The sequence below is a fragment of the Streptococcus sp. KHUD_016 genome (genome assembly GCF_051106465.1).
GTDB lineage: Bacteria > Bacillota > Bacilli > Lactobacillales > Streptococcaceae > Streptococcus.
This window is the reverse complement of record NZ_CP193663.1, coordinates 1,792,848-1,817,967: the sequence shown is the minus strand read 5'-3', so window position 1 is coordinate 1,817,967 and position 25,120 is coordinate 1,792,848. Positions and strand designations below refer to the sequence as shown.

17 protein-coding genes, 11 tRNA genes and 3 rRNA genes are annotated in these 25,120 nt (G+C 44.3%); 30 read left to right on the top strand and 1 reads right to left on the bottom strand.

Annotated features, from left to right (window positions below; translation table 11 throughout):
* The first annotated feature begins 76 nt into the window (after window positions 1-76).
* The 5 genes from yajC to gap all read left to right on the top strand — a co-directional run bounded on the left by yajC (window position 77) and on the right by gap (window position 5,560).
* On the top strand, window positions 77-397 hold the full coding sequence (yajC, locus tag ACORHV_RS08700) for a preprotein translocase subunit YajC (protein WP_000371435.1): 321 nt from the start codon (window positions 77-79) through the stop codon (window positions 395-397).
* 47 nt (window positions 398-444) lie between these two features.
* Window positions 445-888 carry a low molecular weight protein-tyrosine-phosphatase gene (locus tag ACORHV_RS08695; protein WP_016893828.1) on the top strand — a complete coding sequence of 148 codons (444 nt, stop codon included), beginning with the start codon at window positions 445-447 and terminating at the stop codon, window positions 886-888.
* Window positions 875-1,288 carry an MORN repeat-containing protein gene (locus ACORHV_RS08690; RefSeq protein ID WP_000413194.1) on the top strand — a complete coding sequence of 138 codons (414 nt, stop codon included), beginning with the start codon at window positions 875-877 and terminating at the stop codon, window positions 1,286-1,288. Before ACORHV_RS08695 ends, ACORHV_RS08690 begins: the two co-directional genes overlap by 14 nt.
* A 294-nt stretch (window positions 1,289-1,582) precedes the next feature.
* Window positions 1,583-4,234, top strand: a complete 2,652-nt coding sequence (gene adhE, locus ACORHV_RS08685; RefSeq protein ID WP_084879955.1) for a bifunctional acetaldehyde-CoA/alcohol dehydrogenase — start codon at window positions 1,583-1,585, stop codon at window positions 4,232-4,234.
* A 318-nt stretch (window positions 4,235-4,552) separates the two neighbouring features.
* The gene (gap, locus tag ACORHV_RS08680) at window positions 4,553-5,560 is read left to right on the top strand and encodes a type I glyceraldehyde-3-phosphate dehydrogenase (protein ID WP_000260679.1); all 1,008 of its coding nucleotides are present in this window, start codon (window positions 4,553-4,555) and stop codon (window positions 5,558-5,560) included.
* A 67-nt stretch (window positions 5,561-5,627) separates the two neighbouring features.
* On the opposite strand, the gene ACORHV_RS08675 is transcribed toward gap, so the two are convergent.
* Window positions 5,628-6,503, bottom strand: a complete 876-nt coding sequence (locus tag ACORHV_RS08675; RefSeq protein WP_434398154.1) for an RluA family pseudouridine synthase — start codon at window positions 6,501-6,503, stop codon at window positions 5,628-5,630.
* Window positions 6,504-6,589: 86 nt separating this feature from the next.
* Between ACORHV_RS08675 and pbp2a the strand changes: the two genes are divergently transcribed.
* The 25 genes from pbp2a (at window position 6,590) to pepC (ending at window position 25,072) form a co-directional block, all read left to right on the top strand.
* Entirely contained in the window at window positions 6,590-8,785 is a 2,196-nt protein-coding gene (pbp2a, locus tag ACORHV_RS08670; RefSeq protein WP_434398152.1) for a penicillin-binding protein PBP2A, read from the top strand.
* A 52-nt stretch (window positions 8,786-8,837) separates the two neighbouring features.
* Window positions 8,838-8,990 carry a 50S ribosomal protein L33 gene (rpmG, locus tag ACORHV_RS08665; RefSeq protein WP_001809375.1) on the top strand — a complete coding sequence of 51 codons (153 nt, stop codon included), beginning with the start codon at window positions 8,838-8,840 and terminating at the stop codon, window positions 8,988-8,990.
* Window positions 8,991-8,999: 9 nt separating this feature from the next.
* On the top strand, window positions 9,000-9,176 hold the full coding sequence (gene secE, locus ACORHV_RS08660; RefSeq protein ID WP_000505776.1) for a preprotein translocase subunit SecE: 177 nt from the start codon (window positions 9,000-9,002) through the stop codon (window positions 9,174-9,176).
* A gap of 57 nt (window positions 9,177-9,233) precedes the next feature.
* On the top strand, window positions 9,234-9,770 hold the full coding sequence (nusG, locus tag ACORHV_RS08655; protein WP_000376728.1) for a transcription termination/antitermination protein NusG: 537 nt from the start codon (window positions 9,234-9,236) through the stop codon (window positions 9,768-9,770).
* A gap of 120 nt (window positions 9,771-9,890) precedes the next feature.
* Window positions 9,891-10,364 carry a transcriptional regulator gene (locus ACORHV_RS08650; RefSeq protein ID WP_084859209.1) on the top strand — a complete coding sequence of 158 codons (474 nt, stop codon included), beginning with the start codon at window positions 9,891-9,893 and terminating at the stop codon, window positions 10,362-10,364.
* A gap of 63 nt (window positions 10,365-10,427) precedes the next feature.
* Window positions 10,428-10,499: transfer RNA gene (locus tag ACORHV_RS08645), tRNA-Glu, on the top strand.
* Window positions 10,500-10,730: 231 nt separating this feature from the next.
* Window positions 10,731-12,277, top strand: a 16S ribosomal RNA gene (locus tag ACORHV_RS08640).
* A 51-nt stretch (window positions 12,278-12,328) separates the two neighbouring features.
* Window positions 12,329-12,401: transfer RNA gene (locus ACORHV_RS08635), tRNA-Ala, on the top strand.
* Window positions 12,402-12,523: 122 nt separating this feature from the next.
* Window positions 12,524-15,426: ribosomal RNA gene (locus tag ACORHV_RS08630) — 23S ribosomal RNA — on the top strand.
* A gap of 76 nt (window positions 15,427-15,502) precedes the next feature.
* Window positions 15,503-15,618, top strand: a 5S ribosomal RNA gene (gene rrf / locus ACORHV_RS08625).
* The 16S, 23S and 5S rRNA genes sit together here with 11 tRNA genes alongside, the layout of an rRNA operon.
* A gap of 29 nt (window positions 15,619-15,647) precedes the next feature.
* A tRNA-Val gene (locus tag ACORHV_RS08620) sits at window positions 15,648-15,720 on the top strand.
* 2 nt (window positions 15,721-15,722) lie between these two features.
* A tRNA-Asp gene (locus ACORHV_RS08615) sits at window positions 15,723-15,795 on the top strand.
* 24 nt (window positions 15,796-15,819) lie between these two features.
* Window positions 15,820-15,892: transfer RNA gene (locus tag ACORHV_RS08610), tRNA-Lys, on the top strand.
* Between the two features lie 5 nt (window positions 15,893-15,897).
* Window positions 15,898-15,979: transfer RNA gene (locus ACORHV_RS08605), tRNA-Leu, on the top strand.
* A 12-nt stretch (window positions 15,980-15,991) separates the two neighbouring features.
* Window positions 15,992-16,064 (top strand) — tRNA-Thr (locus tag ACORHV_RS08600).
* A 27-nt stretch (window positions 16,065-16,091) separates the two neighbouring features.
* Window positions 16,092-16,163, top strand: a tRNA-Gly gene (locus tag ACORHV_RS08595).
* Between the two features lie 7 nt (window positions 16,164-16,170).
* A tRNA-Leu gene (locus ACORHV_RS08590) sits at window positions 16,171-16,256 on the top strand.
* A gap of 11 nt (window positions 16,257-16,267) precedes the next feature.
* Window positions 16,268-16,341, top strand: a tRNA-Arg gene (locus tag ACORHV_RS08585).
* A gap of 15 nt (window positions 16,342-16,356) precedes the next feature.
* Window positions 16,357-16,430, top strand: a tRNA-Pro gene (locus ACORHV_RS08580).
* Window positions 16,431-16,605: 175 nt separating this feature from the next.
* Window positions 16,606-20,997, top strand: a complete 4,392-nt coding sequence (locus ACORHV_RS08575; protein ID WP_434398149.1) for a PolC-type DNA polymerase III — start codon at window positions 16,606-16,608, stop codon at window positions 20,995-20,997.
* A gap of 19 nt (window positions 20,998-21,016) precedes the next feature.
* Window positions 21,017-21,169, top strand: coding sequence for a hypothetical protein (locus ACORHV_RS08570; protein ID WP_000778898.1), 153 nt, complete (start codon window positions 21,017-21,019; stop codon window positions 21,167-21,169).
* A 21-nt stretch (window positions 21,170-21,190) separates the two neighbouring features.
* Window positions 21,191-22,432 carry an aminopeptidase gene (locus ACORHV_RS08565; RefSeq protein ID WP_371606951.1) on the top strand — a complete coding sequence of 414 codons (1,242 nt, stop codon included), beginning with the start codon at window positions 21,191-21,193 and terminating at the stop codon, window positions 22,430-22,432.
* Window positions 22,433-22,441: 9 nt separating this feature from the next.
* Window positions 22,442-22,672: a GlsB/YeaQ/YmgE family stress response membrane protein gene (locus ACORHV_RS08560; protein ID WP_000901578.1), complete on the top strand. Its 231-nt coding sequence runs from the start codon at window positions 22,442-22,444 to the stop codon at window positions 22,670-22,672.
* Window positions 22,673-22,904: 232 nt separating this feature from the next.
* Window positions 22,905-23,627, top strand: a complete 723-nt coding sequence (locus ACORHV_RS08555; RefSeq protein ID WP_247941208.1) for a pseudouridine synthase — start codon at window positions 22,905-22,907, stop codon at window positions 23,625-23,627.
* Between the two features lie 110 nt (window positions 23,628-23,737).
* Window positions 23,738-25,072, top strand: coding sequence for a C1 family peptidase (gene pepC / locus ACORHV_RS08550; protein ID WP_247941207.1), 1,335 nt, complete (start codon window positions 23,738-23,740; stop codon window positions 25,070-25,072).
* Window positions 25,073-25,120 lie beyond the last annotated feature (48 nt).

The following is a 25,120-nucleotide window of genomic DNA, read 5'->3' as shown; positions in this document are numbered from 1 at the left end:
AAAAACAAGGCACAATCTTGTAAAAGTAGCTGAAATTTGATATAGTAGTCCTATGTAAAATACAAAGGAGAAAACAATGGATCCAAATATTACTTTCTTAATCATGCTTGTAGGTATGTTCGCCTTGATGTTCTTTATGCAACGTTCTCAAAAGAAACAAGCGCAAAAGCGTATGGAAAGCTTGAACAAGCTTCAAAAAGGCTATGAAGTCATTACAATTGGTGGACTTTACGGAACAGTGGATGAAGTAGATACTGAGAAAGGTACAATCGTACTGGACGTAGATGGCGTTTATTTGACTTTTGAATTGGCTGCGATTAAGACCGTTTTGCCACTCAAAGAAGCTGTGACACCAGAAGGAACAGTTGTTGACGAAGGTGGAGCAATCGAAGAATAAAACGGGACCTGTCACTCCCGTTTTTCTATGAGACGAGAGGAAAAGGGATGAAAAAAATAGTATTTGTTTGCCTAGGAAATATCTGCCGAAGCCCTATGGCAGAGTTTGTGATGAAGTCCATGACGAGCGATTACCACGTCGAGAGTCGGGCAACGTCATCATGGGAACATGGCAATCCGATTCACAAGGGAACGCAAGGAATTTTCCAGCAATATCAGATTCCATATGACAAAGATAAAACATCGCTTCAGATTGGCAGGGAAGACTTTGAATCGTTCGATTACATTATCGGTATGGATGCTTCAAACGTTTCAGATCTGCGTCACATGTGTCCTCAGGAACTACAGTACAAGATCTACTCTTTTGCGGCTGAAAATGTCCCAGATCCTTGGTATACAGGAGATTTTGAGGAAACCTATGCTCGTATCACAAGTGGATGTCAAAGCTGGCTAGATCGATTAGAAAAAGAGAGTGACAATGGAAAAGCTTAAACAATTTTATGAGAAGTGTAGAGTTTACCTAACTCGTCCTAGGTTAGAGCTCGTTGCAGTAGTTGTAATGGTACTCTGTGCTCTTTCGGTATTTCTGCTAAATACGCCTAAAAAAGGTGTCTTGACACTTGATGGTGGAGCTCTTGTTTATGATGGCACCTTGGTACGTGGGAAAATGAATGGTCAAGGAACCCTGACCTTTGAAAATGGAGACCAATATACAGGTGATTTCAATAATGGAGCCTTTAATGGGAAAGGGACTTTTCAATCAAAAGATGGCTGGAAATACGAAGGTGATTTTGTAAATGGTCAGGCTGAAGGTCAAGGGAAGTTGACTACAGAGCAAGAAGTCGTTTATGAAGGAACCTTTAAACAAGGCGTTTTCCAGCAAAAACAGTAGTCTCCAAGTTAGGAGACTATTTTCAAAGTCTGAAAAGAAAACGCTTTCTTCGCTTAAATTCGAGAACTAACTATCAACTAGAAAAACTTTGTGAAATAAAAAAATTTTTCCATAATTTCACAATCGTCCAGACAAAACTCTATTGTATAGATGCATTGAGAAAAAAATCACAATCTCAGAAAAATTCTTTGTGAAATGCTTATGAAACTGTTTACAAAGCATAAAAAAAGAGTTATAATAAACTTGTGAAAAAATTAACAAAGGATAACATCCTTAAAGGCTATGGAGGATAATATGGCTGATAAAAAAACAGTAACACCAGAGGAAAAACAACTTGCTGCTGAAAAGCATGTCGATGGTCTCGTGAAAAAAGCCTTGGTTGCGCTTGATGAAATGCGCAAGTTGAACCAAGAGCAAGTTGACTATATCGTGGCAAAAGCTTCGGTTGCAGCACTTGACGCACATGGTATCCTTGCACAACATGCAGTTGAAGAAACTGGCCGTGGGGTATTTGAAGACAAGGCAACAAAAAACCTATTTGCCTGCGAACACGTAGTGAACAATATGCGTGGAGTTAAAACAGTTGGAGTTATTGAAGATGATCCAATTACAGGTTTGACAAAGATTGCGGAGCCTGTAGGGGTAATCTGTGGTGTCACTCCGACAACAAACCCAACTTCAACAGCGATTTTCAAATCACTCATTGCTTTGAAAACACGTAACCCAATCGTTTTTGCCTTCCACCCATCTGCTCAAGAATCATCAGCTCACGCAGCACAAATCGTTCGCGATGCAGCGATTGCAGCTGGTGCTCCTGAGAACTGTGTGCAATGGATTACAGAACCATCTATGGAAGCAACTGGAGCGCTTATGAACCACGAAGGTGTTGCAACTATCCTTGCAACTGGTGGTAATGCCATGGTTAAAGCTGCATACTCATGTGGAAAACCAGCTCTTGGGGTAGGTGCCGGAAACGTTCCTGCCTATGTAGAAAAATCTGCTGACCTTCGTCAAGCTGCTCATGATATTGTTATGTCTAAGTCATTTGATAATGGGATGGTCTGTGCATCAGAACAAGCCGTTATCATTGATAAAGAAGTATATGACGAATTTGTAGAAGAATTCAAATCATATCACACTTACTTTGTAAACAAAAAAGAAAAAGCCCTTCTTGAAGAATTCTGTTTCGGTGTAAAAGCTAACAGCAAAAACTGTGCAGGTGCTAAACTAAATGCAAACATCGTTGGTAAACCAGCAGCATGGATTGCTGAACAAGCAGGATTTAGCGTTCCAGAAGGAACAAACATCTTGGCTGCAGAATGTGCAGAAGTAGGACCAAAAGAACCATTGACTCGTGAAAAATTGTCACCAGTTATCGCTGTCCTAAAAGCTGAAGATACAGAAGACGGTCTTAAAAAAGCTCGTCAAATGGTTGAGTTTAACGGACTTGGTCACTCAGCAGCCATCCATACAAAAGACGAAGCTCTTGCTAAACGCTTTGGTACAGAAATCAAAGCTATGCGTATTATCTGGAACTCTCCATCTACTTTCGGTGGTATCGGTGACGTATACAATGCCTTCATTCCATCATTGACACTTGGATGTGGTTCATATGGACACAACTCAGTCGGTGATAACGTGAGTGCGATCAACCTTCTAAACATCAAGAAAGTAGGGAAACGTAGAAATAATATGCAGTGGTTTAAAGTTCCTTCAAAAATTTACTTCGAACGCAATTCTATCCAATACCTTCAAACATGTGAAGATATTGAACGCGTTATGATTGTTACAGACAAATCGATCGAAAAACTTGGTTTTGTTCAACGCATTATTGACCAATTGAACAAACGCAGCAACCGTGTAACTGTCCAAGTCTTCTCAGACGTTGAACCAGACCCAGATATCACAACTGTAGAACGTGGTACTGAAGTAATGAGAGCATTTGAACCAGACACAATCATCGCTCTTGGTGGTGGTTCTCCAATGGATGCAGCGAAAGTAATGTGGCTCTTCTACGAACAACCACAAATCGACTTCCGTGACTTGGTTCAAAAATTCATGGATATCCGTAAACGGGCCTTCCGCTTCCCATCACTTGGTAAAAAAGCGAAATACATTGGTATTCCAACAACTTCAGGTACAGGTTCAGAAGTAACACCATTTGCCGTTATCTCTGATAAGAAAAACAATCGTAAATACCCATTGGCTGACTACTCATTGACACCAACTATTGCGATTGTTGACCCTGCTTTGGTTGAGTCAGTTCCAGACTTCATCGCTGCGGACACAGGTATGGACGTCTTGACTCACGCGACTGAAGCCTACACTTCAAACTTTGCTAACGACTACACAGACGGTATCGCCCTTCAAACAATCAAACTTGTCTTTGAATGGTTGGAAAAATCTGTTAAGACAGCTGATCCAGAAGCTCGCGAAAAAATGCACAATGCATCTACAATGGCTGGTATGGCCTTTGCCAATGCCTTCCTTGGTATGAGCCACTCAATGGCCCACAAGATCGGTGCGGTTCACCATACTGTTCACGGACGTACAAACGCAATCTTGCTTCCATACGTTATCCGTTACAATGGTACTCGCCCATCTAAGACGACTACATGGCCTAAGTATAACTACTGGAAAGCTGACGAAAAATTCCAAGATATTGCTAGAATGCTTGGATTGCCTCACTCAACTCCAGAAGAAGCGGTTGAAGCGTATGCTAAAGCAGTTTACGATCTTGGTGAAGCAGTTGGAATCACAATGAACTTCAAAGGCTTTGGAATCGATGAAAAAGCTTGGAAAGACAGCTTGCATGAAATTGCCTTGCTTGCTTATGAAGACCAATGTTCACCTGCTAACCCTCGCTTGCCAATGGTAGCTGACATGGAAGAAATCATGGCAGATGCTTACTATGGCTATGCAGAACGTCCAGGACGTCGCAAATAATCGTTTATCAGCCTAGAGACAGGAGTTATCCTGTCTCTTTTTTGTAAACTCTGAAAGAGTTGAAATTGTAGTTTCACTTTGATAGTGAAGAGAATATGCAGATATTATGAAAGATTCTAGAGATATGCTTTGGAAATAAAAGAATAGATGGATGAAAGGGGGAGAAAAAGTAGAAAAGCAGGAGAGAAAATCAACGCCCGTACTTGCAATTAAACTCAAATAGTTATATAATAGGTTTGTTGAAAGGTGATTTGTAGTGATTCAAGTTACTCTTTTCACAATAAAATTTTCATGATTTTCATAAGGAGGAAATCACTAATGGTAGTTAAAGTTGGTATTAACGGTTTCGGACGTATCGGTCGTCTTGCTTTCCGCCGTATCCAAAACGTAGAAGGTGTTGAAGTTACTCGCATCAACGACCTTACAGATCCAGTTATGCTTGCACACTTGTTGAAATACGACACAACTCAAGGTCGTTTCGACGGTACTGTAGAAGTTAAAGAAGGTGGATTTGAAGTTAACGGTAAATTCGTTAAAGTTTCTGCTGAACGTGATCCAGAACAAATCGACTGGGCTACTGACGGTGTAGAAATCGTTCTTGAAGCAACTGGTTTCTTTGCTAAGAAAGATGCAGCTGAAAAACACCTTAAAGGTGGAGCTAAGAAAGTTGTTATCACTGCTCCTGGTGGAAACGATGTTAAAACAATCGTATTCAACACTAACCACGACGTTCTTGACGGTACTGAAACAGTTATCTCAGGTGCTTCATGTACTACAAACTGCTTGGCTCCAATGGCTAAAGCTCTTCAAGACAACTTCGGTGTTGTAGAAGGATTAATGACTACTATCCACGCTTACACTGGTGACCAAATGATCCTTGACGGACCACACCGTGGTGGTGACCTTCGCCGTGCTCGCGCTGGTGCTGCAAACATCGTTCCTAACTCAACTGGTGCTGCTAAAGCTATCGGTCTTGTAATCCCAGAATTGAACGGTAAACTTGACGGATCTGCACAACGTGTTCCAACTCCAACTGGATCAGTTACTGAATTGGTAGCAGTTCTTGAAAAGAACGTTACTGTTGATGAAGTGAACGCAGCTATGAAAGCAGCTTCAAACGAATCATACGGTTACACAGAAGATCCAATCGTATCTTCAGATATCGTAGGTATGTCTTACGGTTCATTGTTTGACGCAACTCAAACTAAAGTTCTTGACGTTGACGGTAAACAATTGGTTAAAGTTGTATCATGGTACGACAACGAAATGTCATACACTGCACAACTTGTACGTACTCTTGAATACTTTGCAAAAATCGCTAAATAATTCTTGAGTCGATAAAAGCAAGGCCTTCTGGTCTTGCTTTTATTATATAGAAAAATGGATGATGCTATCATCCATTTTGTTTTAATTCTGTTTCGAAAGTATCCGAGAGGGCAGTGAAACTCAATTGTTCTAAGGTGAGTGGATGAGTAAAGGAAAGTCGAAAGGCATGAAGCATGAGCCTGCTTACCTTTGATCTAGAGTTATAGAGAGGATCGCCCAGGATAGGGTGCTTATGATGAGAGAGGTGAATACGGATTTGATGCGTTCGACCGGTCTTTAGTTTGCAACAGACAAGGGTAGTATGATTTGGAAATTGCTTTAATCTGCTTACATGTGTTTCAGCATATTGTCCATTTTTTGCATCGACTATTCTTTTTCTACGATCGTGTCGATCACGACCAATTTTATCTCGAAAGACAAGTTCTTTACTCTCTACTCGCCCTTCTATAAGTGCCCAGTACTCACGAGCGATTTCCTTTTTTTCCAACAAACGATTGAGAATGGGTAAGATAAAAGGATTTTTAGCAAAAAGCACTAAACCGCTTGTTTCCATGTCCAGGCGATGAACGACATAGCAGGTTTGACCAACGTAGGCAGAGACATGGTTGAGAAGGGCAATTTCATCTGGTTGATTACCGTGCGTTTTCATCCCCTCGGGTTTGTTGACAACAATGAGATGTTGATCTTGATAAATCTCCTGAACGAGGTCTGGGTTGCCCCAAAGGATTTCCTTTGAGGGATAATCCTCCTCGTCAAAAGTCAATTGGCAAACATCCCCTGGTTTGACCATCTCGTTCCAGTGAACTTCTTTGTGGTTGATTAAGATGTTCTTCTTGATTCTCAAAAAATGGCGGATTTTTCTAGGGATGAGGAGTTGTTCCTCTAGGAATTGTTTGACCGTCATTTGAGGCAAGGATTCGGGTAATGTAAAAGTGAATTGCATACAGATATTGTAACAAAAAAAGCCCTATTTGGATAGGGAGTAGCTAAATTCTTGAGTTCCTATGGTGAAGATGATAAAATAAACGCATGAAATTAGATAAATTATTTGAGAAGTTTCTTTCTCTCTTTAAAAAAGAAACAAATGAATCCACGGAGTCTGATTCGACGAGCATGCGTCGTTCACGGAGCGATAGAAAAAAATTGTCCCAAGTAGGCCCAATTCGGAAATTCTGGCGTCGTTATCATCTGACAAAAATCGTCATCATTTTAGGGTTAAGTGCAGGTTTGATAGTAGGAACCTACCTATTTGCGATAGCCAAGTCTACCAATGTCAATGATTTGCAAAATGCCTTGAAAACGCGAACTCTGATTTTTGATCGCGAAGAAAAAGAGGCAGGAGCCCTGTCGGGTCAAAAGGGAACCTATGTTGAACTGACAGATATCAGTAAAGACTTGCAGAATGCTGTCGTCGCGACAGAGGACCGTTCCTTCTATAAAAATGATGGAATTAACTACGGTCGTTTCTTTCTAGCTATCCTTACAGCAGGTCGTTCTGGAGGGGGATCCACCATCACTCAACAGTTGGCAAAAAATGCTTATCTTTCTCAGGATCAGACCGTTGAACGGAAGGCCAAGGAGTTTTTCCTTGCCTTAGAGTTGACCAAGAAATACAGCAAGGAGCAAATCCTTACTATGTACCTCAATAACGCCTACTTTGGAAATGGGGTATGGGGTGTTGAAGATGCAAGTAAGAAATATTTCGGTGTATCGGCTTCACAACTAACGCTTGATCAGGCGGCCACTCTAGCAGGGATGCTCAAGGGACCAGAATTGTATAATCCATTAAATTCTGTTGAAACTTCGACCAACCGTAGGGATACTGTTTTGCAAAATATGGTTGCAGCGGGCTATATTGATAAAAATCAAGAGACCGAAGCGGCTGGAGTAGATATGGCTTCTCAACTGCAAGATAAGTATGAAGGCAAAGTTTCGGATTATCGTTACCCGTCCTATTTTGATGCAGTTGTCAACGAAGCGGTTTCCAAGTACAATCTCACAGAAGAAGAGATTGTTAACAACGGCTATCGAATCTACACAGAGCTTGACCAAAACTACCAAGCAAACATGCAGGTTATTTATGAAAACACTTCGCTATTTCCAACAGCAGAAGACGGAACGCATGCCGAATCAGGTAGTGTCGCTCTAGAACCCAAGACTGGTGGAGTGCGTGGAGTTGTTGGTCGTGTAGCTGGTGATGACAAACCAGGCTTTCGCAATTTCAACTATGCCACTCAGTCTAAGCGTAGCCCAGGCTCAACCATTAAACCTTTAGTCGTTTATACACCTGCAGTAGAAGCAGGATGGGCTTTGAACAAGCAACTGGATAATCATACGATGCAGTACAACAGTTATCAAGTAGACAACTATGCAGGTATTAAGACATCTCCAGAAGTACCTATGTATCAGGCCTTGGCGGAATCACTCAACCTCCCTGCAGTTGCGACTGTAAATGCATTAGGTATTGACAAAGCTTTTGACGCTGGGGAGAGATTTGGTCTGAATATGGAAAAGGTTGATCGAGTTCTTGGAGTCGCTCTCGGTGGAGGCGTAGAAACGAATCCTCTCCAGATGGCTCAAGCCTATGCAGCCTTTGCTAATGGGGGGTTAATGCCTGAAGCACATTTCATCACTCGTATTGAAAATGCCAGCGGTCAGGTCATCAAGAGTCATAAAAACTCCCAAAAACGAGTGATTGATAAGTCGGTAGCTGATAAAATGACCAGTATGATGCTAGGAACATTTACCAATGGTACAGGAATTAGTTCGTCACCAGCGGATTACGTTATGGCTGGTAAAACAGGTACGACTGAAGCTGTTTTCAACCCGGAATATACCAGTGACCAGTGGGTGATCGGTTATACTCCAGATGTGGTAATCAGCCACTGGCTCGGCTTCCCAACAACAGATGAGAATCATTATCTAGCAGGTTCGACCTCAAATGGAGCAGCCCATGTTTTTAGAAGTATGGCTAATACCATTTTGCCTTACACTCCAGGTAGCACCTTTACAGTGGAGAATGCCTATAAACAAAATGGTATTGAACCAGAAAATACGAAAAAGCAGGTTGTTGAAAATGAGACAAACCAGTCTGAGGACCCGATAGGAGATATTCGTAGTCGTGCACAAAATCTTGTAGATGAAGCAGGACGTGCGATTTCAGAAGCTAAAATAAAAGAAAAAGCCCAGACAATATGGGACTCAATCCTTAATCTATTTCGTTAAGAGGCTTGTCAAAGCCTAGGTTTCTTGTTATAATAGATAAGATGGAGGCGTTATGGCACTAAAAAAAGCAAGCCTAGCTTGTGCAGTTTGTGGTTCAAGGAATTACTCAATCAAAATTAGTGGGAACCCCAAGCCAACACGACTAGAAGTAAATAAATTTTGTAAACATTGTGGAAAATATACGACACATAGAGAAACGAGATAGGAGAGAACGATGGGTTTTATTAAGGATATTTTTAAACTTCTTAAAGAAACAACTTGGCCAACTCGCAAAGAAAGCTGGAGAGATTTTCGCTCTATTATGGAATACACAGCCTTCTTTGTGGTCATCATTTACATTTTTGACCAGTTGATTGTATCAGGTTTGATTCGATTTATTAACATTTTTTAGAAGAAAAGTGGAGAACATCTGCTAGCTTTCTTCTATATATGTATGAAAGGAAATATCATGGATAGTTTTGACAAGGGATGGTTTGTTCTACAAACTTATTCTGGCTATGAAAATAAGGTAAAAGAAAATCTATTGCAACGTGCGCAAACATATAACATGTTGGATAATATTCTTCGCGTTGAGATTCCAACACAAACCGTGCAAGTTGAGAAAAATGGAAAGAAAAAGGAAATTGAAGAGAATCGCTTTCCAGGTTATGTCCTTGTAGAAATGGTCATGACCGATGAAGCATGGTTCGTCGTTCGAAACACACCTAACGTAACAGGATTCGTCGGCTCACACGGGAACAGATCAAAACCAACTCCACTATTGGAACAAGAAATCCGTGATATTCTGGTTTCAATGGGACAAACTGTTCAAGAGTTTGATATTGACGTTGAAGTTGGCCAGACAGTCCGCATCATTGATGGTGCTTTTGCGGACTACACAGGTAAAATTACTGAAATTGATAACAACAAAGTGAAGATGATTATCTCTATGTTTGGTAATGACACGATTGCAGAAGTGAATCTCAACCAAATTGCAGAATTATAACCCCAGAGAGGCTTTGCCTCTCTTTTTATGTTCCGTTGAGGGATAAAGAAGTATAGAATAGAGGAAGTAGACCCATGGACTCGCGCATTTTGTTAAACTAAATGCAGAAAGGAGAGGTCTATGAATCTAAAAAACTTATATGAAGAAAGCAAGGGAATCGTCCATAAGTGTCGCAAAGATTATCATTTGCATCTGTGGGAGAAAGAGGACTGGGATCAGGAAGGCATGTTATGTCTGTATGAGCTGGTGAGTCGCAACCCAGAGTTGCTAGAGGGCGAGCGCCATCAACTATATGTCTGCTTTAAAACAAAGTTTAGAAATCGTATCCTAGATTACATCCGTAAACAGGAAAGCCACAAGCGCCGTTTTGACAAAGAACCCTATGAAGAGGTGAGTGAGATTAGTCATCGTCTAGGAGAAAAAGGACTCAGGCTGGACGATTATTATCTCTTTCACGAACTTCTAAAGAATTACAAATCAAAGCAGAGTATGGAAAAACAAGAGTTAATAGACCGTCTAATGGGAGGAGAAGTCTTTAGAGGACGTAAAGCTCTCCTGAGAGAACTTTCCCTAATCTTTTCAGAATTTCGGTAAAGAGGAAAAAAGTCCTTGACAAAGGTAAAAAAGTAGGTATAATAGAAAGAGTTGAAAAACTCAGGTCCGTTGGTCAAGGGGTTAAGACACCGCCTTTTCACGGCGGTAACACGGGTTCGAATCCCGTACGGACTATGGTGTATTGCGGTTAAAAAAACTTGAAAAAAGTTTAAAAAATCTGTTGACAGAGGCAGGTAGCTGTGATATACTAATATAGTTGTCGCTTGAGAGAGAATGAGTGACAAAGACCTTTGAAAACTGAACAAGACGAACCAATGTGCAGGGCACTATAACTGAAGTTATAGTACTGAACAATGAAAAAAACAATAAATCTGTCAGTGACAGAAATGAGTGAGAACTCAAACTTTTAATGAGAGTTTGATCCTGGCTCAGGACGAACGCTGGCGGCGTGCCTAATACATGCAAGTAGAACGCTGAAGGAGGAGCTTGCTTCTCTGGATGAGTTGCGAACGGGTGAGTAACGCGTAGGTAACCTGCCTGGTAGCGGGGGATAACTATTGGAAACGATAGCTAATACCGCATAATAGTAGATGTTGCATGACATTTGCTTAAAAGGTGCAATTGCATCACTACCAGATGGACCTGCGTTGTATTAGCTAGTTGGTGAGGTAACGGCTCACCAAGGCGACGATACATAGCCGACCTGAGAGGGTGATCGGCCACACTGGGACTGAGACACGGCCCAGACTCCTACGGGAGGCAGCAGTAGGGAATCTTCGGCAATGGACGGAAGTCTGACCGAGCAACGCCGCGTGAGTGAAGAAGGTTTTCGGATCGTAAAGCTCTGTTGTAAGAGAAGAACGAGTGTGAGAGTGGAAAGTTCACACTGTGACGGTATCTTACCAGAAAGGGACGGCTAACTACGTGCCAGCAGCCGCGGTAATACGTAGGTCCCGAGCGTTGTCCGGATTTATTGGGCGTAAAGCGAGCGCAGGCGGTTAGATAAGTCTGAAGTTAAAGGCTGTGGCTTAACCATAGTACGCTTTGGAAACTGTTTAACTTGAGTGCAAGAGGGGAGAGTGGAATTCCATGTGTAGCGGTGAAATGCGTAGATATATGGAGGAACACCGGTGGCGAAAGCGGCTCTCTGGCTTGTAACTGACGCTGAGGCTCGAAAGCGTGGGGAGCAAACAGGATTAGATACCCTGGTAGTCCACGCCGTAAACGATGAGTGCTAGGTGTTAGACCCTTTCCGGGGTTTAGTGCCGCAGCTAACGCATTAAGCACTCCGCCTGGGGAGTACGACCGCAAGGTTGAAACTCAAAGGAATTGACGGGGGCCCGCACAAGCGGTGGAGCATGTGGTTTAATTCGAAGCAACGCGAAGAACCTTACCAGGTCTTGACATCCCTCTGACCGCTCTAGAGATAGAGTTTTCCTTCGGGACAGAGGTGACAGGTGGTGCATGGTTGTCGTCAGCTCGTGTCGTGAGATGTTGGGTTAAGTCCCGCAACGAGCGCAACCCCTATTGTTAGTTGCCATCATTCAGTTGGGCACTCTAGCGAGACTGCCGGTAATAAACCGGAGGAAGGTGGGGATGACGTCAAATCATCATGCCCCTTATGACCTGGGCTACACACGTGCTACAATGGCTGGTACAACGAGTCGCAAGCCGGTGACGGCAAGCTAATCTCTTAAAGCCAGTCTCAGTTCGGATTGTAGGCTGCAACTCGCCTACATGAAGTCGGAATCGCTAGTAATCGCGGATCAGCACGCCGCGGTGAATACGTTCCCGGGCCTTGTACACACCGCCCGTCACACCACGAGAGTTTGTAACACCCGAAGTCGGTGAGGTAACCTTTTAGGAGCCAGCCGCCTAAGGTGGGATAGATGATTGGGGTGAAGTCGTAACAAGGTAGCCGTATCGGAAGGTGCGGCTGGATCACCTCCTTTCTAAGGATAAGGAACTGCACATTGGTCTTGTTTAGTCTTGAGAGGTCTTGTGGGGCCTTAGCTCAGCTGGGAGAGCGCCTGCTTTGCACGCAGGAGGTCAGCGGTTCGATCCCGCTAGGCTCCATTGGTGAGAGATCACCAAGTAATGCACATTGAAAATTGAATATCTATATCAAATAGTAACAAGAAAATAAACCGAAACGCTGTAGTATTAAAAGAGTTTATGACTGAAAGGTCAAAAAATAAGGTTAAGTTAATAAGGGCGCACGGTGGATGCCTTGGCACTAGGAGCCGAAGAAGGACGTGACAAACGACGATATGCCTTGGGTAGCTGTAAGTAAGCGATGATCCAGGGATTTCCGAATGGGGGAACCCAACAGGTACTACCTGTTACCCGCATCTGTTAAGGATGTGAGGAGGAAGACGCAGTGAACTGAAACATCTAAGTAGCTGCAGGAAGAGAAAGCAAAAGCGATTGCCTTAGTAGCGGCGAGCGAAACGGCAGGAGGGCAAACCGAAGAGTTTACTCTTCGGGGTTGTAGGACTGCAATGTGGACTCAAAGATTATAGAAGAATGATTTGGGAAGATCAGCCAAAGAGAGTAATAGCCTCGTATTTAAAATAGTCTTTGTACCTAGCAGTATCCTGAGTACGGCGGGACACGTGAAATCCCGTCGGAATCTGGGAGGACCATCTCCCAACCCTAAATACTCCCTAGTGACCGATAGTGAACCAGTACCGTGAGGGAAAGGTGAAAAGCACCCCGGGAGGGGAGTGAAATAGAACCTGAAACCGTGTGCCTACAACAAGTTCGAGCCCGTTAATGGGTGAGAGCGTGCCTTTTGTAGAATGAACCGGCGAGTTACGATATGATGCGAGGTTAAGTTGAAGAGACGGAGCCGCAGGGAAACCGAGTCTGAATAGGGCGCCTTAGTATCATGTCGTAGACCCGAAACCATGTGACCTACCCATGAGCAGGTTGAAGGTGCGGTAAGACGCACTGGAGGACCGAACCAGGGCACGTTGAAAAGTGCTTGGATGACTTGTGGGTAGCGGAGAAATTCCAAACGAACTTGGAGATAGCTGGTTCTCTCCGAAATAGCTTTAGGGCTAGCGTCGACATAAAGATTCTTGGAGGTAGAGCACTGTTTGGGTGAGGGGTCCATCCCGGATTACCAATCTCAGATAAACTCCGAATGCCAATGAATTATGGTCGGCAGTCAGACTGCGAGTGCTAAGATCCGTAGTCGAAAGGGAAACAGCCCAGACCACCAGCTAAGGTCCCAAAATAATTGTTAAGTGGAAAAGGATGTGGGGTTGCACAGACAACTAGGATGTTAGCTTAGAAGCAGCTATTCATTCAAAGAGTGCGTAATAGCTCACTAGTCGAGTGACCCTGCGCCGAAAATGTACCGGGGCTAAAACAATTTACCGAAGCTGTGGATACCTTTATAGGTATGGTAGGAGAGCGTTCTATGTGTGAAGAAGGTATACCGTGAGGAGTGCTGGAACGCATAGAAGTGAGAATGCCGGTATGAGTAGCGAAAGACAGGTGAGAATCCTGTCCACCGTAAGACTAAGGTTTCCAGGGGAAGGCTCGTCCGCCCTGGGTTAGTCGGGACCTAAGGAGAGACCGAAAGGTGTATCCGATGGACAACAGGTTGATATTCCTGTACTAGAGTATGTAGTGATGGAGGGACGCAGTAGGCTAACTAAAGCAGACGAATGGAAGTGTCTGTCTAAGCAGTGAGGTGTGATATGAGTCAAATGCTTATATCTATAACATTGAGCTGTGATGGGGAGCGAAGTTTAGTAGCGAAGTTAGTGACGTCACACTGCCAAGAAAAGCTTCTAGCGTTTAAACATACTCTACCCGTACCGCAAACCGACACAGGTAGTCGAGGCGAGTAGCCTCAGGTGAGCGAGAGAACTCTCGTTAAGGAACTCGGCAAAATGACCCCGTAACTTCGGGAGAAGGGGTGCTGACTTTAAGTCAGCCGCAGTGAATAGGCCCAAGCAACTGTTTATCAAAAACACAGCTCTCTGCTAAATCGTAAGATGATGTATAGGGGGTGACGCCTGCCCGGTGCTGGAAGGTTAAGAGGAGTGCTTAGGAGTAATCCGAAGGTATGAATTGAAGCCCCAGTAAACGGCGGCCGTAACTATAACGGTCCTAAGGTAGCGAAATTCCTTGTCGGGTAAGTTCCGACCCGCACGAAAGGCGTAATGATTTGGGCACTGTCTCAACGAGAGACTCGGTGAAATTTTAGTACCTGTGAAGATGCAGGTTACCCGCGACAGGACGGAAAGACCCCATGGAGCTTTACTGCAGTTTGATATTGAGTGTCTGTACCACATGTACAGGATAGGTAGGAGTCTATGAGATCGGGACGCCAGTTTCGAAGGAGACGTTGTTGGGATACTACCCTTGTGTTATGGCCACTCTAACCCGGATAGGTTATCCCTATCGGAGACAGTGTCTGACGGGCAGTTTGACTGGGGCGGTCGCCTCCTAAAAGGTAACGGAGGCGCCCAAAGGTTCCCTCAGAATGGTTGGAAATCATTCGCAGAGTGTAAAGGTATAAGGGAGCTTGACTGCGAGAGCTACAACTCGAGCAGGGACGAAAGTCGGGCTTAGTGATCCGGTGGTTCCGTATGGAAGGGCCATCGCTCAACGGATAAAAGCTACCCTGGGGATAACAGGCTTATCTCCCCCAAGAGTTCACATCGACGGGGAGGTTTGGCACCTCGATGTCGGCTCGTCGCATCCTGGGGCTGTAGTCGGTCCCAAGGGTTGGGCTGTTCGCCCATTAAAGCGGCACGCGAGCTGGGTTCAGAACGTCGTGAGACAGTTCGGTCCCTATCCGTCGCGGGCGTAGGAAATTTGAGAGGATCTGCTCCTAGTACGAGAGGACCAGAGTGGACTTACCGCTGGTGTACCAGTTGTCTTGCCAAAGGCATCGCTGGGTAGCTATGTAGGGAAGGGATAAACGCTGAAAGCATCTAAGTGTGAAACCCACCTCAAGATGAGATTTCCCATGATTATATATCAGTAAGAGCCCTGAGAGATGATCAGGTAGATAGGTTAGAAGTGGAAGTGTGGCGACACATGTAGCGGACTAATACTAATAGCTCGAGGACTTATCCAAAGTAACTGAGAATACGAAGTGTGAGGTTTTCTTGGTATTTGATAGATATTCAATTTTGAGTAGGTATTACTCAGAGTTAAGTGACGATAGCCTAGGAGATACACCTGTACCCATGCCGAACACAGTAGTTAAGCCCTAGAACGCCGGAAGTAGTTGGGGGTTGCCCCCTGTGAGATATGGAAGTCGCTTAGCAGAATAGGAAGTTTAGAGACTTCCTTTTTGGGAGTTTAGCTCAGCTGGGAGAGCATCTGCCTTACAAGCAGAGGGTCAGCGGTTCGATCCCGTTAACTCCCATAGGTCCCGTAGTGTAGCGGTTATCACGTCGCCCTGTCACGGCGAAGATCGCGGGTTCGATTCCCGTCGGGACCGTTTAAGATAACGGAAGTTATTTTAGACTCGTTAGCTCAGTTGGTAGAGCAATTGACTTTTAATCAATGGGTCACTGGTTCGAGCCCAGTACGGGTCATATTTGCGGGTTTGGCGGAATTGGCAGACGCACCAGATTTAGGATCTGGCGCTTAACGGCGTGGGGGTTCAAGTCCCTTAACCCGCATAATAGAAAGTAGCCGGCTTAGCTCAGTTGGTAGAGCATCTGATTTGTAATCAGAGGGTCGCGTGTTCAAGTCATGTAGCCGGCATTTTTTTATATAGAATAAGAGGTCGATGCGAACGTAGTTCAGTGGTAGAACACCACCTTGCCAAGGTGGGGGTCGCGGGTTCGAATCCCGTCGTTCGCTTAGAGAGGCCGGGGTGGCGGAACTGGCAGACGCACAGGACTTAAAATCCTGCGATTGGTAACGATCGTACCGGTTCGATTCCGGTCCTCGGCATATAATGATGAGCACCCTTAGCTCAACTGGATAGAGTACCTGACTACGAATCAGGCGGTTAGAGGTTCGACTCCTCTAGGGTGCATTTTTTTATTTAACGCGGGAAGTAGCTCAGCTTGGTAGAGTACTTGGTTTGGGACCAAGGTGTCGCAGGTTCGAATCCTGTCTTCCCGATTGATTACGAGGATACTTAAAGGTATCTTTTTTTATTTACTAAGGAGATTCTGAGAGTCTTCTTTTTTGTTTATGGAACAAATTTGTGTAAACTAGCAGTGCTTAAGGAATGGTACTAGTCATATATTTTCTTTAATTATGGTAAAATAGTAAGAGAATAATGTGAGGAAAATGAATGTCAAGTAAGTTTGAAATTTTAATGAATCAACTGGGAATCTCTGATCAATTGAGACGGGATCCTGCTCTTGTTGATGCCAGAATTGAGCGTGTTGTGGTTCATAAAATTAGTAAGATTTGGGAATTTCATTTTGTATTTTCTAATATTTTACCGATTGAAATCTTTTTGGAGTTAAAGAAAGGGCTTGGTGAAGAATTTTCTAAGACAGGGAATCGAGCTGTTTTCGAAATCAAGGTTCTTTCTCAAGAATTTTCAAATGAACTCTTGCAGGCCTACTATAGAGAGGCTTTTTCTGAAGGTCCGTGTGCAAGTCAAGGGTTTAAATCTCTTTACCAGAATTTAAACGTTCGTGCGGAGGGAAATCAACTCATTATTGAAGGTTCAGAGGCGATTGATAAGGAGCACTTTAAGAAGAATCATCTTCCTAATTTGGCAAAGCAACTCGAAAAGTTTGGTTTTCCAGCTTTTGTATGCCAAATAGAAAAGAATGATGCTCTTACACAAGAGCAGGAGAAAGCCTTCCATACGGAGAATGAACAGATTGTTCAAGCTGCCAATGAGGAAGCGCTCCGGGCTATGGAGCAACTGGAACAAATGGCTCCTCCTCCAGTAGAAGAGAAGCCAGCCTTTGATTTTCAGGCTAAAAAGGCTGCGGCCAAGCCTAAACTAGATAAGGCTGAAGTTACCCAGATGATCGACGTGACGACTGAGGAAAATCGCCTGGTCTTTGAAGGGGTCGTTTTTGATGTGGAGCATAAGGTGACCAGAACTGGTCGCGTTTTGATCAACTTTAAAATGACAGACTACACTTCAAGTTTTTCAATGCAAAAATGGGTTAAGAATGAAGAAGAGGCTCAGAAGTTTGACATCATTAAGAAGAATTCTTGGCTCCGAGTTCGTGGGAATGTGGAGATGAATAACTTCACACGTGATTTGACCATGAACGTCCAGGATGTGCAGGAAGTTGTTCACTATGAGCGGAAGGATTTGATGCCAGAAGGTGGGCGTCGGGTTGAGTTTCATGCTCATACCAACATGTCGACCATGGATGCTCTACCAGAGGTAGAGGAGATCGTTGCGACAGCTGCTAAGTGGGGGCACAAGGCGGTTGCCATCACCGACCATGGAAATGTTCAATCCTTCCCACATGGCTACAAGGCAGCTAAGAAAGCTGGAATCCAGCTAATCTATGGAATGGAAGCCAATATCGTGGAGGACCGTGTCCCTATCGTTTATAACGAAGTGGAGATGAACTTGTCAGAAGCGACCTACGTGGTCTTTGACGTTGAAACGACGGGACTTTCAGCTATCTATAATGACTTGATTCAGGTTGCGGCCTCTAAGATGTATAAGGGGAATGTTATTGCCGAATTTGATGAATTTATCAATCCCGGACATCCATTATCAGCCTTTACTACTGAGTTGACTGGTATTACAGATGATCATGTCAAAAATGCCAAACCACTGGAACAAGTTTTGCAAGAATTCCAAGAATTTTGCAAGGATACAATCTTAGTTGCTCACAATGCGACCTTTGACGTTGGCTTTATGAATGCTAACTATGAGCGTCATGGTCTGCCTAAGATTAGCCAGCCAGTCATCGATACGCTGGAGTTTGCTAGAAATCTCTATCCTGAGTATAAACGTCATGGTTTGGGGCCTTTGACTAAGCGTTTTGGTGTAGCACTGGAACACCACCACATGGCCAACTACGATGCGGAAGCTACTGGTCGTCTGCTCTTCATCTTTATCAAAGAGGTGGCAGAGAAACATGGTGTGACTGATTTAGCTAGACTAAACATTGATTTGATTAGTCCAGATTCTTATAAAAAAGCTCGGATCAAGCATGCGACTATTTATGTCAAGAATCAGGTAGGTCTAAAAAATATCTTTAAACTGGTTTCTTTGTCTAACACCAAGTATTTTGAAGGGGTGCCACGGATTCCGAGAACGGTTCTAGACGCCCATCGGGAGGGCTTGATTTTGGGGTCGGCTTGCTCGGAGGGCGAAGTTTTTGACGCAGTTGTTTCCCAAGGTGTGGATGCGGCGGTTGAGGTGGCCAAGTATTATGACTTTATCGAGGTCATGCCACCAGCTATCTATGCTCCCTTGATTGCTAAAGAACAGGTCAAGGATATGGAGGAACTCCAGACTATTATCAAGAGTTTGATAGAGGTTGGGGACCGTCTTGGCAAGCCTGTTCTGGCTACGGGAAATGTCCATTATATCGAACCGGAAGAAGAGATTTACCGTGAAATTATCGTCCGTAGTTTGGGCCAGGGGGCTATGATTAACCGAACCATCGGTCATGGTGAACATGCCCAACCAGCTCCTCTTCCGAAAGCTCATTTTAGAACGACCAATGAAATGTTGGATGAATTTGCTTTCTTGGGAGAAGATTTAGCACGCAAATTAGTCATTGAAAACACCAATGCCATGGCAGATATTTTTGAACCTGTTGAGGTTGTTAAGGGTGACTTGTACACACCTTTCATCGACAAGGCGGAAGAAACGGTCGCTGAGCTAACCTATAAGAAAGCTTTTGAGATTTATGGAAATCCTCTGCCAGATATCGTTGATTTGCGGATTGAAAAAGAATTAACTTCCATTCTGGGGAATGGATTTGCCGTGATTTATCTGGCATCGCAGATGCTGGTGCAACGTTCCAATGAACGGGGCTACTTGGTGGGTTCTCGTGGATCTGTCGGTTCCAGTTTCGTTGCGACCATGATCGGGATTACGGAGGTCAATCCTCTCTCCCCTCACTATGTCTGTGGTCAGTGTCAGTACAGCGAGTTTATCACCGATGGTTCTTATGGTTCAGGTTTTGATATGCCTAATAAGGACTGTCCAAACTGTGGCCACAAACTCAGCAAAAATGGACAGGATATTCCTTTCGAGACCTTCCTTGGTTTTGATGGAGATAAGGTTCCCGATATTGACTTGAACTTTTCGGGAGAAGACCAGCCTAGCGCCCACTTGGATGTGCGTGATATCTTTGGTGAGGAATATGCCTTCCGTGCAGGAACGGTTGGTACGGTAGCTGCTAAGACTGCCTATGGATTTGTCAAGGGCTATGAGAGAGACTATGGGAAGTTTTATCGTGATGCAGAGGTGGAACGCCTCGCTCAGGGTGCGGCTGGTGTCAAGCGGACAACAGGACAACACCCGGGAGGAATCGTTGTTATTCCGAACTACATGGACGTTTACGACTTTACGCCTGTTCAGTATCCAGCAGATGACGTGACGGCTGAATGGCAGACGACTCACTTTAACTTCCACGATATCGATGAGAACGTCCTCAAACTCGATGTGCTGGGACATGATGATCCGACCATGATTCGGAAACTGCAGGACTTGTCTGGGATTGATCCTAATGAAATTCCTATGGATGATGAAGGCGTGATGGCCCTCTTTTCAGGAACTGATGTTCTTGGGGTGACTCCTGAGCAAATCGGTACACCGACGGGGATGCTGGGGATTCCAGAGTTTGGAACCAACTTTGTACGTGGGATGGTAGACGAGACGCATCCGACGACTTTTGCAGAGTTGCTTCAGCTCTCAGGTCTATCCCACGGTACCGATGTGTGGTTGGGAAATGCCCAGGATTTGATCAAGCAAGGGATTGCGGACCTATCAACCGTTATCGGTTGTCGGGACGACATCATGGTTTACCTCATGCATGCGGGTCTCGAGCCTAAGATGGCCTTTACCATCATGGAACGGGTACGTAAGGGCTTGTGGCTGAAGATTTCAGAAGAAGAGCGAAATGGCTATATCGAAGCCATGAAGGCTAATAAGGTGCCAGAGTGGTATATCGAATCCTGTGGAAAAATCAAGTATATGTTCCCTAAGGCCCATGCGGCAGCCTACGTTATGATGGCCTTGCGTGTGGCCTACTTCAAGGTTCACCATCCCATTTATTATTACTGTGCTTACTTCTCAATCCGTGCTAAGGCCTTTGATATCAAGACTATGGGTGCCGGCTTGGATGCTATCAAGCGTAGAATGGAAGAAATCGCTGAAAAACGGAAGAATAATGAAGCCTCTAATGTGGAGATTGACCTCTATACAACTCTTGAGATTGTCAATGAAATGTGGGAACGTGGCTTTAAGTTTGGCAAGTTAGATCTCTATCGTAGTGATGCGACTGAATTCATCATCGACGGAGATACTCTTATCCCACCATTTGTAGCAATGGATGGTCTGGGAGAAAACGTTGCCAAGCAACTGGTACGAGCGCGTGAAGAGGGCGAATTCCTCTCTAAGACAGAACTCCGCAAGCGTGGCGGACTGTCATCTACCTTGGTTGAAAAGATGGATGAAATGGGGATTCTCGGCAATATGCCAGAGGATAACCAGTTGAGTTTGTTTGATGAGTTTTTCTAAAATATAGAAAGAGGTTTTTATGAAACTTACCATTTCCGCTCAGGATAAGCCAGCGCAAAAGGTGTTTGATTACCAGCTGGATCTTGACCCTGATACGATTTTGAAAATGACCGCTTTGATTTGTGGTACTGTGGCAGCAGTTAGCCTGCTGTCCTTGTTTAAAGAGAAATAACAAAAGAAAAGGAAAAACAAAATGGTTTTACCAAATTTTAAAGAAAATCTAGAAAAATATGCGAAATTGTTGGTTGCGAATGGAATTAACGTGCAACCTGGTCACACCTTGACCCTTTCCATCGATGTGGAGCAACGTGAGTTGGCGCATTTGATCGTGAAAGAAGCCTATGCCTTGGGTGCGCATGAGGTCATCGTTCAGTGGACAGATGATGTGATCAACCGTGAGAAATTCCTCCACGCGCCGATAGAGCGTCTGAACAATGTGCCAGAATACAAGATTGCTGAGATGAACTACCTCTTGGAAAACAAGGCTAGTCGTCTTGGTGTCCGTTCTTCTGACCCAGGTGCCTTGAACGGAGTGGATGCTGACAAGCTTTCAGCTTCTGCCAAAGCTATGGGACTTGCCATGAAGCCAATGCGTATCGCAACGCAATCCAACAAGGTTAGCTGGACTGTAGCAGCTGCAGCAGGGCTTGAGTGGGCTAAGAAGGTCTTTCCAAATGCTGCGAGCGATGAAGAAGCAGTGGACCTCCTTTGGGATCAAATCTTCAAAACTTGCCGTGTCTACGAAGAAGATCCAGTTAAGGCTTGGGAAGAACATGCAGCAATCCTTAAGAGCAAGGCGGAAATGCTTAATAAAGAACAATTTTCAGCCCTTCACTACACAGCTCCAGGGACAGATTTGATACTTGGCTTGCCAAAGAACCACGTTTGGGAATCAGCTGGTGCTATCAATGCACAGGGAGAAGGATTCTTGCCAAATATGCCGACAGAAGAAGTCTTTACGGCTCCTGACTTCCGTCGTGCAGATGGCTATGTAACCTCTACAAAACCACTTAGCTACAACGGAAATATCATCGAAGGCATTAAAGTAACCTTCAAGGATGGACAAATCGTTGACATTACTGCTGAAAAGGGTGATCAGGTCATGAAAGACCTTGTCTTTGAAAATGCAGGTGCTCGTGCCTTGGGGGAATGTGCCTTGGTACCAGATCCAAGCCCAATTTCTCAGTCAGGCATTACCTTCTTTAACACGCTTTTCGATGAGAATGCTTCAAACCACTTGGCTATCGGTGCAGCCTATGCGACTAGCGTTGTTGGTGGGGCAGAGATGAGCGAAGAAGAGCTTGAAGCTGCAGGACTGAACCGTTCAGATGTTCACGTGGACTTTATGATTGGTTCGAGTCAAATGGATATCGATGGTATCCGTGAGGATGGAACACGCGTACCACTCTTCCGTAATGGAGACTGGGCAATTTAAGGAGAAGCTATGCTTGGAAGTATGTTTGTTGGTCTCCTAGTGGGACTCTTGGCAGGTGCTTTAACCAATCGCGGAGAAAGCATGGGATGCTTTGGGAAAATGTTTCTCGGCTGGATTGGTGCTTCTTTGGGGCACCTGCTCTTTGGGACTTGGGGTCCAAACCTAGCGGGGATAGCTATTGTTCCAGCTGTTTTAGGTGCTATGGTTGTCTTAGCTATTTTCTGGAGACGAGGAAGTTAATTTCTTAAATCTGATACTCAATGAAAATCAAAGAGTAAACTAGGAAACTAGCCGCAGGCTGCTCAAAGCACTGCTTTGCGGTTATAGATAGAACTGACGAAGTCAGCTCAAAACACTGTTTTGAGGTTGCAGATGGAAGTTGACGCGGTTTGAAGAGATTTTTGAAGAGTATGAAAAGAAAAGGAGGTTGGTCATTGTACCAGCCTCCTTTTGAGTATGATATAATAGTTTTATGAGATTAGATAAATTTTTAGTTGCATGCGCTGTGGGAAGTCGGACGGAGGTCAAAAACTTGCTCAAGGCTGGACGCGTGACGGTCAATGGCAAGAAAGAAAAATCAGCAAAATTGCAAATAAATGAAGAAAAAGACGAAATTCGCTTTGATGGCCAAGTGCTAGAGTATGAAGAGTTTGTCTACTACATGATGAACAAGCCCCAAGGAGTTATTTCAGCGACTGAGGATTCTATACATAGAACGGTGTTGGACTTGTTGGATGATATTGCTCGGACCAAGGAAGTTTTCCCAGTAGGGCGCTTGGATATTGACACGCATGGTCTCCTACTCTTGACCAATGACGGCAAACTAGCTCACGCTCTTCTTTCACCCAAACGTCATGTGGATAAGACCTATCTGGCACAAGTCGAGGGAATTATGACCCAAGAAGATGTGGAGACATTTGCCAAGGGCATTCCGCTCAAGGACTTTACCTGCCAGCCAGCTAAGCTGGAGATTGTGTCGTTAGATTCAGTAAAGAATCAAAGTCTGGTTCGTGTGACCATTGCTGAAGGGAAATTCCATCAGGTCAAACGAATGGTGGCCTACTGTGGCAAGGAAGTGGTGGATCTACAACGTTTGACGATGGGAACTTTAGCCTTGGATGAGAACTTAGGACAAGGAGAATGGCGTCGTTTGACCAAGGAGGAGTTAGAAAATCTCCTTGCTAGTATTGCTTAGTTTGGATTATGTTAGAAAAGGTGAGGAGAATGTCCTTGCCTTTTTAAGTTTTTCGGTTGCTTCCTTTGTGAAAAGAGTTATAATAGACAGTAGAATAAAAGGAGGAATCTATGAACGCGATTCAAGAATCATTTACAGATAAACTATTTGCCAACTATGAAGCAAATGTCAAGTACCAAGCCATTGAAAATGCTGCCAGCCATAACGGAATTTTTGCAGCCCTGGAACGTCGTCAAAGCCATGTAGACAATACACCTGTTTTCTCGCTTGATTTGACCAAGGACAAGGTTACTAACCAGAAAGCGTCTGGTCGTTGCTGGATGTTTGCAGCTCTCAACACCTTCCGCCACAAACTCATCTCTCAATACAAACTGGAAAACTTTGAGTTGTCACAAGCCCACACATTCTTCTGGGACAAGTACGAGAAATCCAACTGGTTCTTGGAGCAAGTGATTGCGACTGCAGACCAAGACTTGACGAGCCGCAAGGTTAGCTTCCTACTCCAAACTCCACAACAAGATGGTGGTCAATGGGATATGGTCGTTGCCCTCTTTGAAAAATATGGTGTCGTTCCTAAGTCAGTTTACCCTGAGTCTGTTTCATCTAGTAATAGCCGTGAGCTCAATGCAATTCTTAACAAATTGCTTCGCCAAGATGCCCAAATCTTGCGTGACTTGCTCGCTTCTGGTGCTGACCAAGCGACTGTTCAAGCTAAGAAAGAAGACCTCTTGCAAGAAATCTTTAACTTCCTTGCTATGTCACTAGGTCTTCCACCGCGTAAATTTGACTTTGCTTATCGCGATAAGGATGATAACTACCAAAGCGAAAAGGGTATCACGCCACAAGAGTTTTACAAGAAATATGTCAATCTTCCTCTAGAAGACTACGTTTCTGTTATCAATGCTCCAACTGCTGACAAGCCTTACGGTAAATCTTACACAGTTGAGATGTTGGGAAATGTGGTTGGTAGCCGTGCAGTTCGTTACATCAACGTACCGATGGAGCGCTTAAAAGAATTGGCGATTGCCCAAATGCAAACAGGAGAAACTGTTTGGTTTGGTTCAGATGTCGGCCAGCTCAGCAACCGCAAAGCTGGAATCCTTGCGACTGATGTTTATGACTTTGAATCAAGCATGGATATTCAACTCACTCAAGACAAGGCTGGACGTTTGGACTACAGTGAAAGTTTGATGACCCACGCCATGGTCTTGACAGGTGTGGACTTGGACGAAAATGGCAAGTCAACCAAGTGGAAAGTTGAAAACTCATGGGGAGACAAGGTCGGTGCAGATGGTTACTTTGTCGCCTCAGACGCTTGGATGGACGAATACACTTACCAAATCGTTGTCCGTAAAGAATTGCTGACAGCAGAAGAACAAGCTGCCTATGAAGCAGAACCAATAGTACTTGCACCATGGGATCCAATGGGAGCCTTGGCAGAATAAAGCATAGAGAAAAGAGGTTAGGAAAATTCTAGCCTCTTTTTAAGTCCT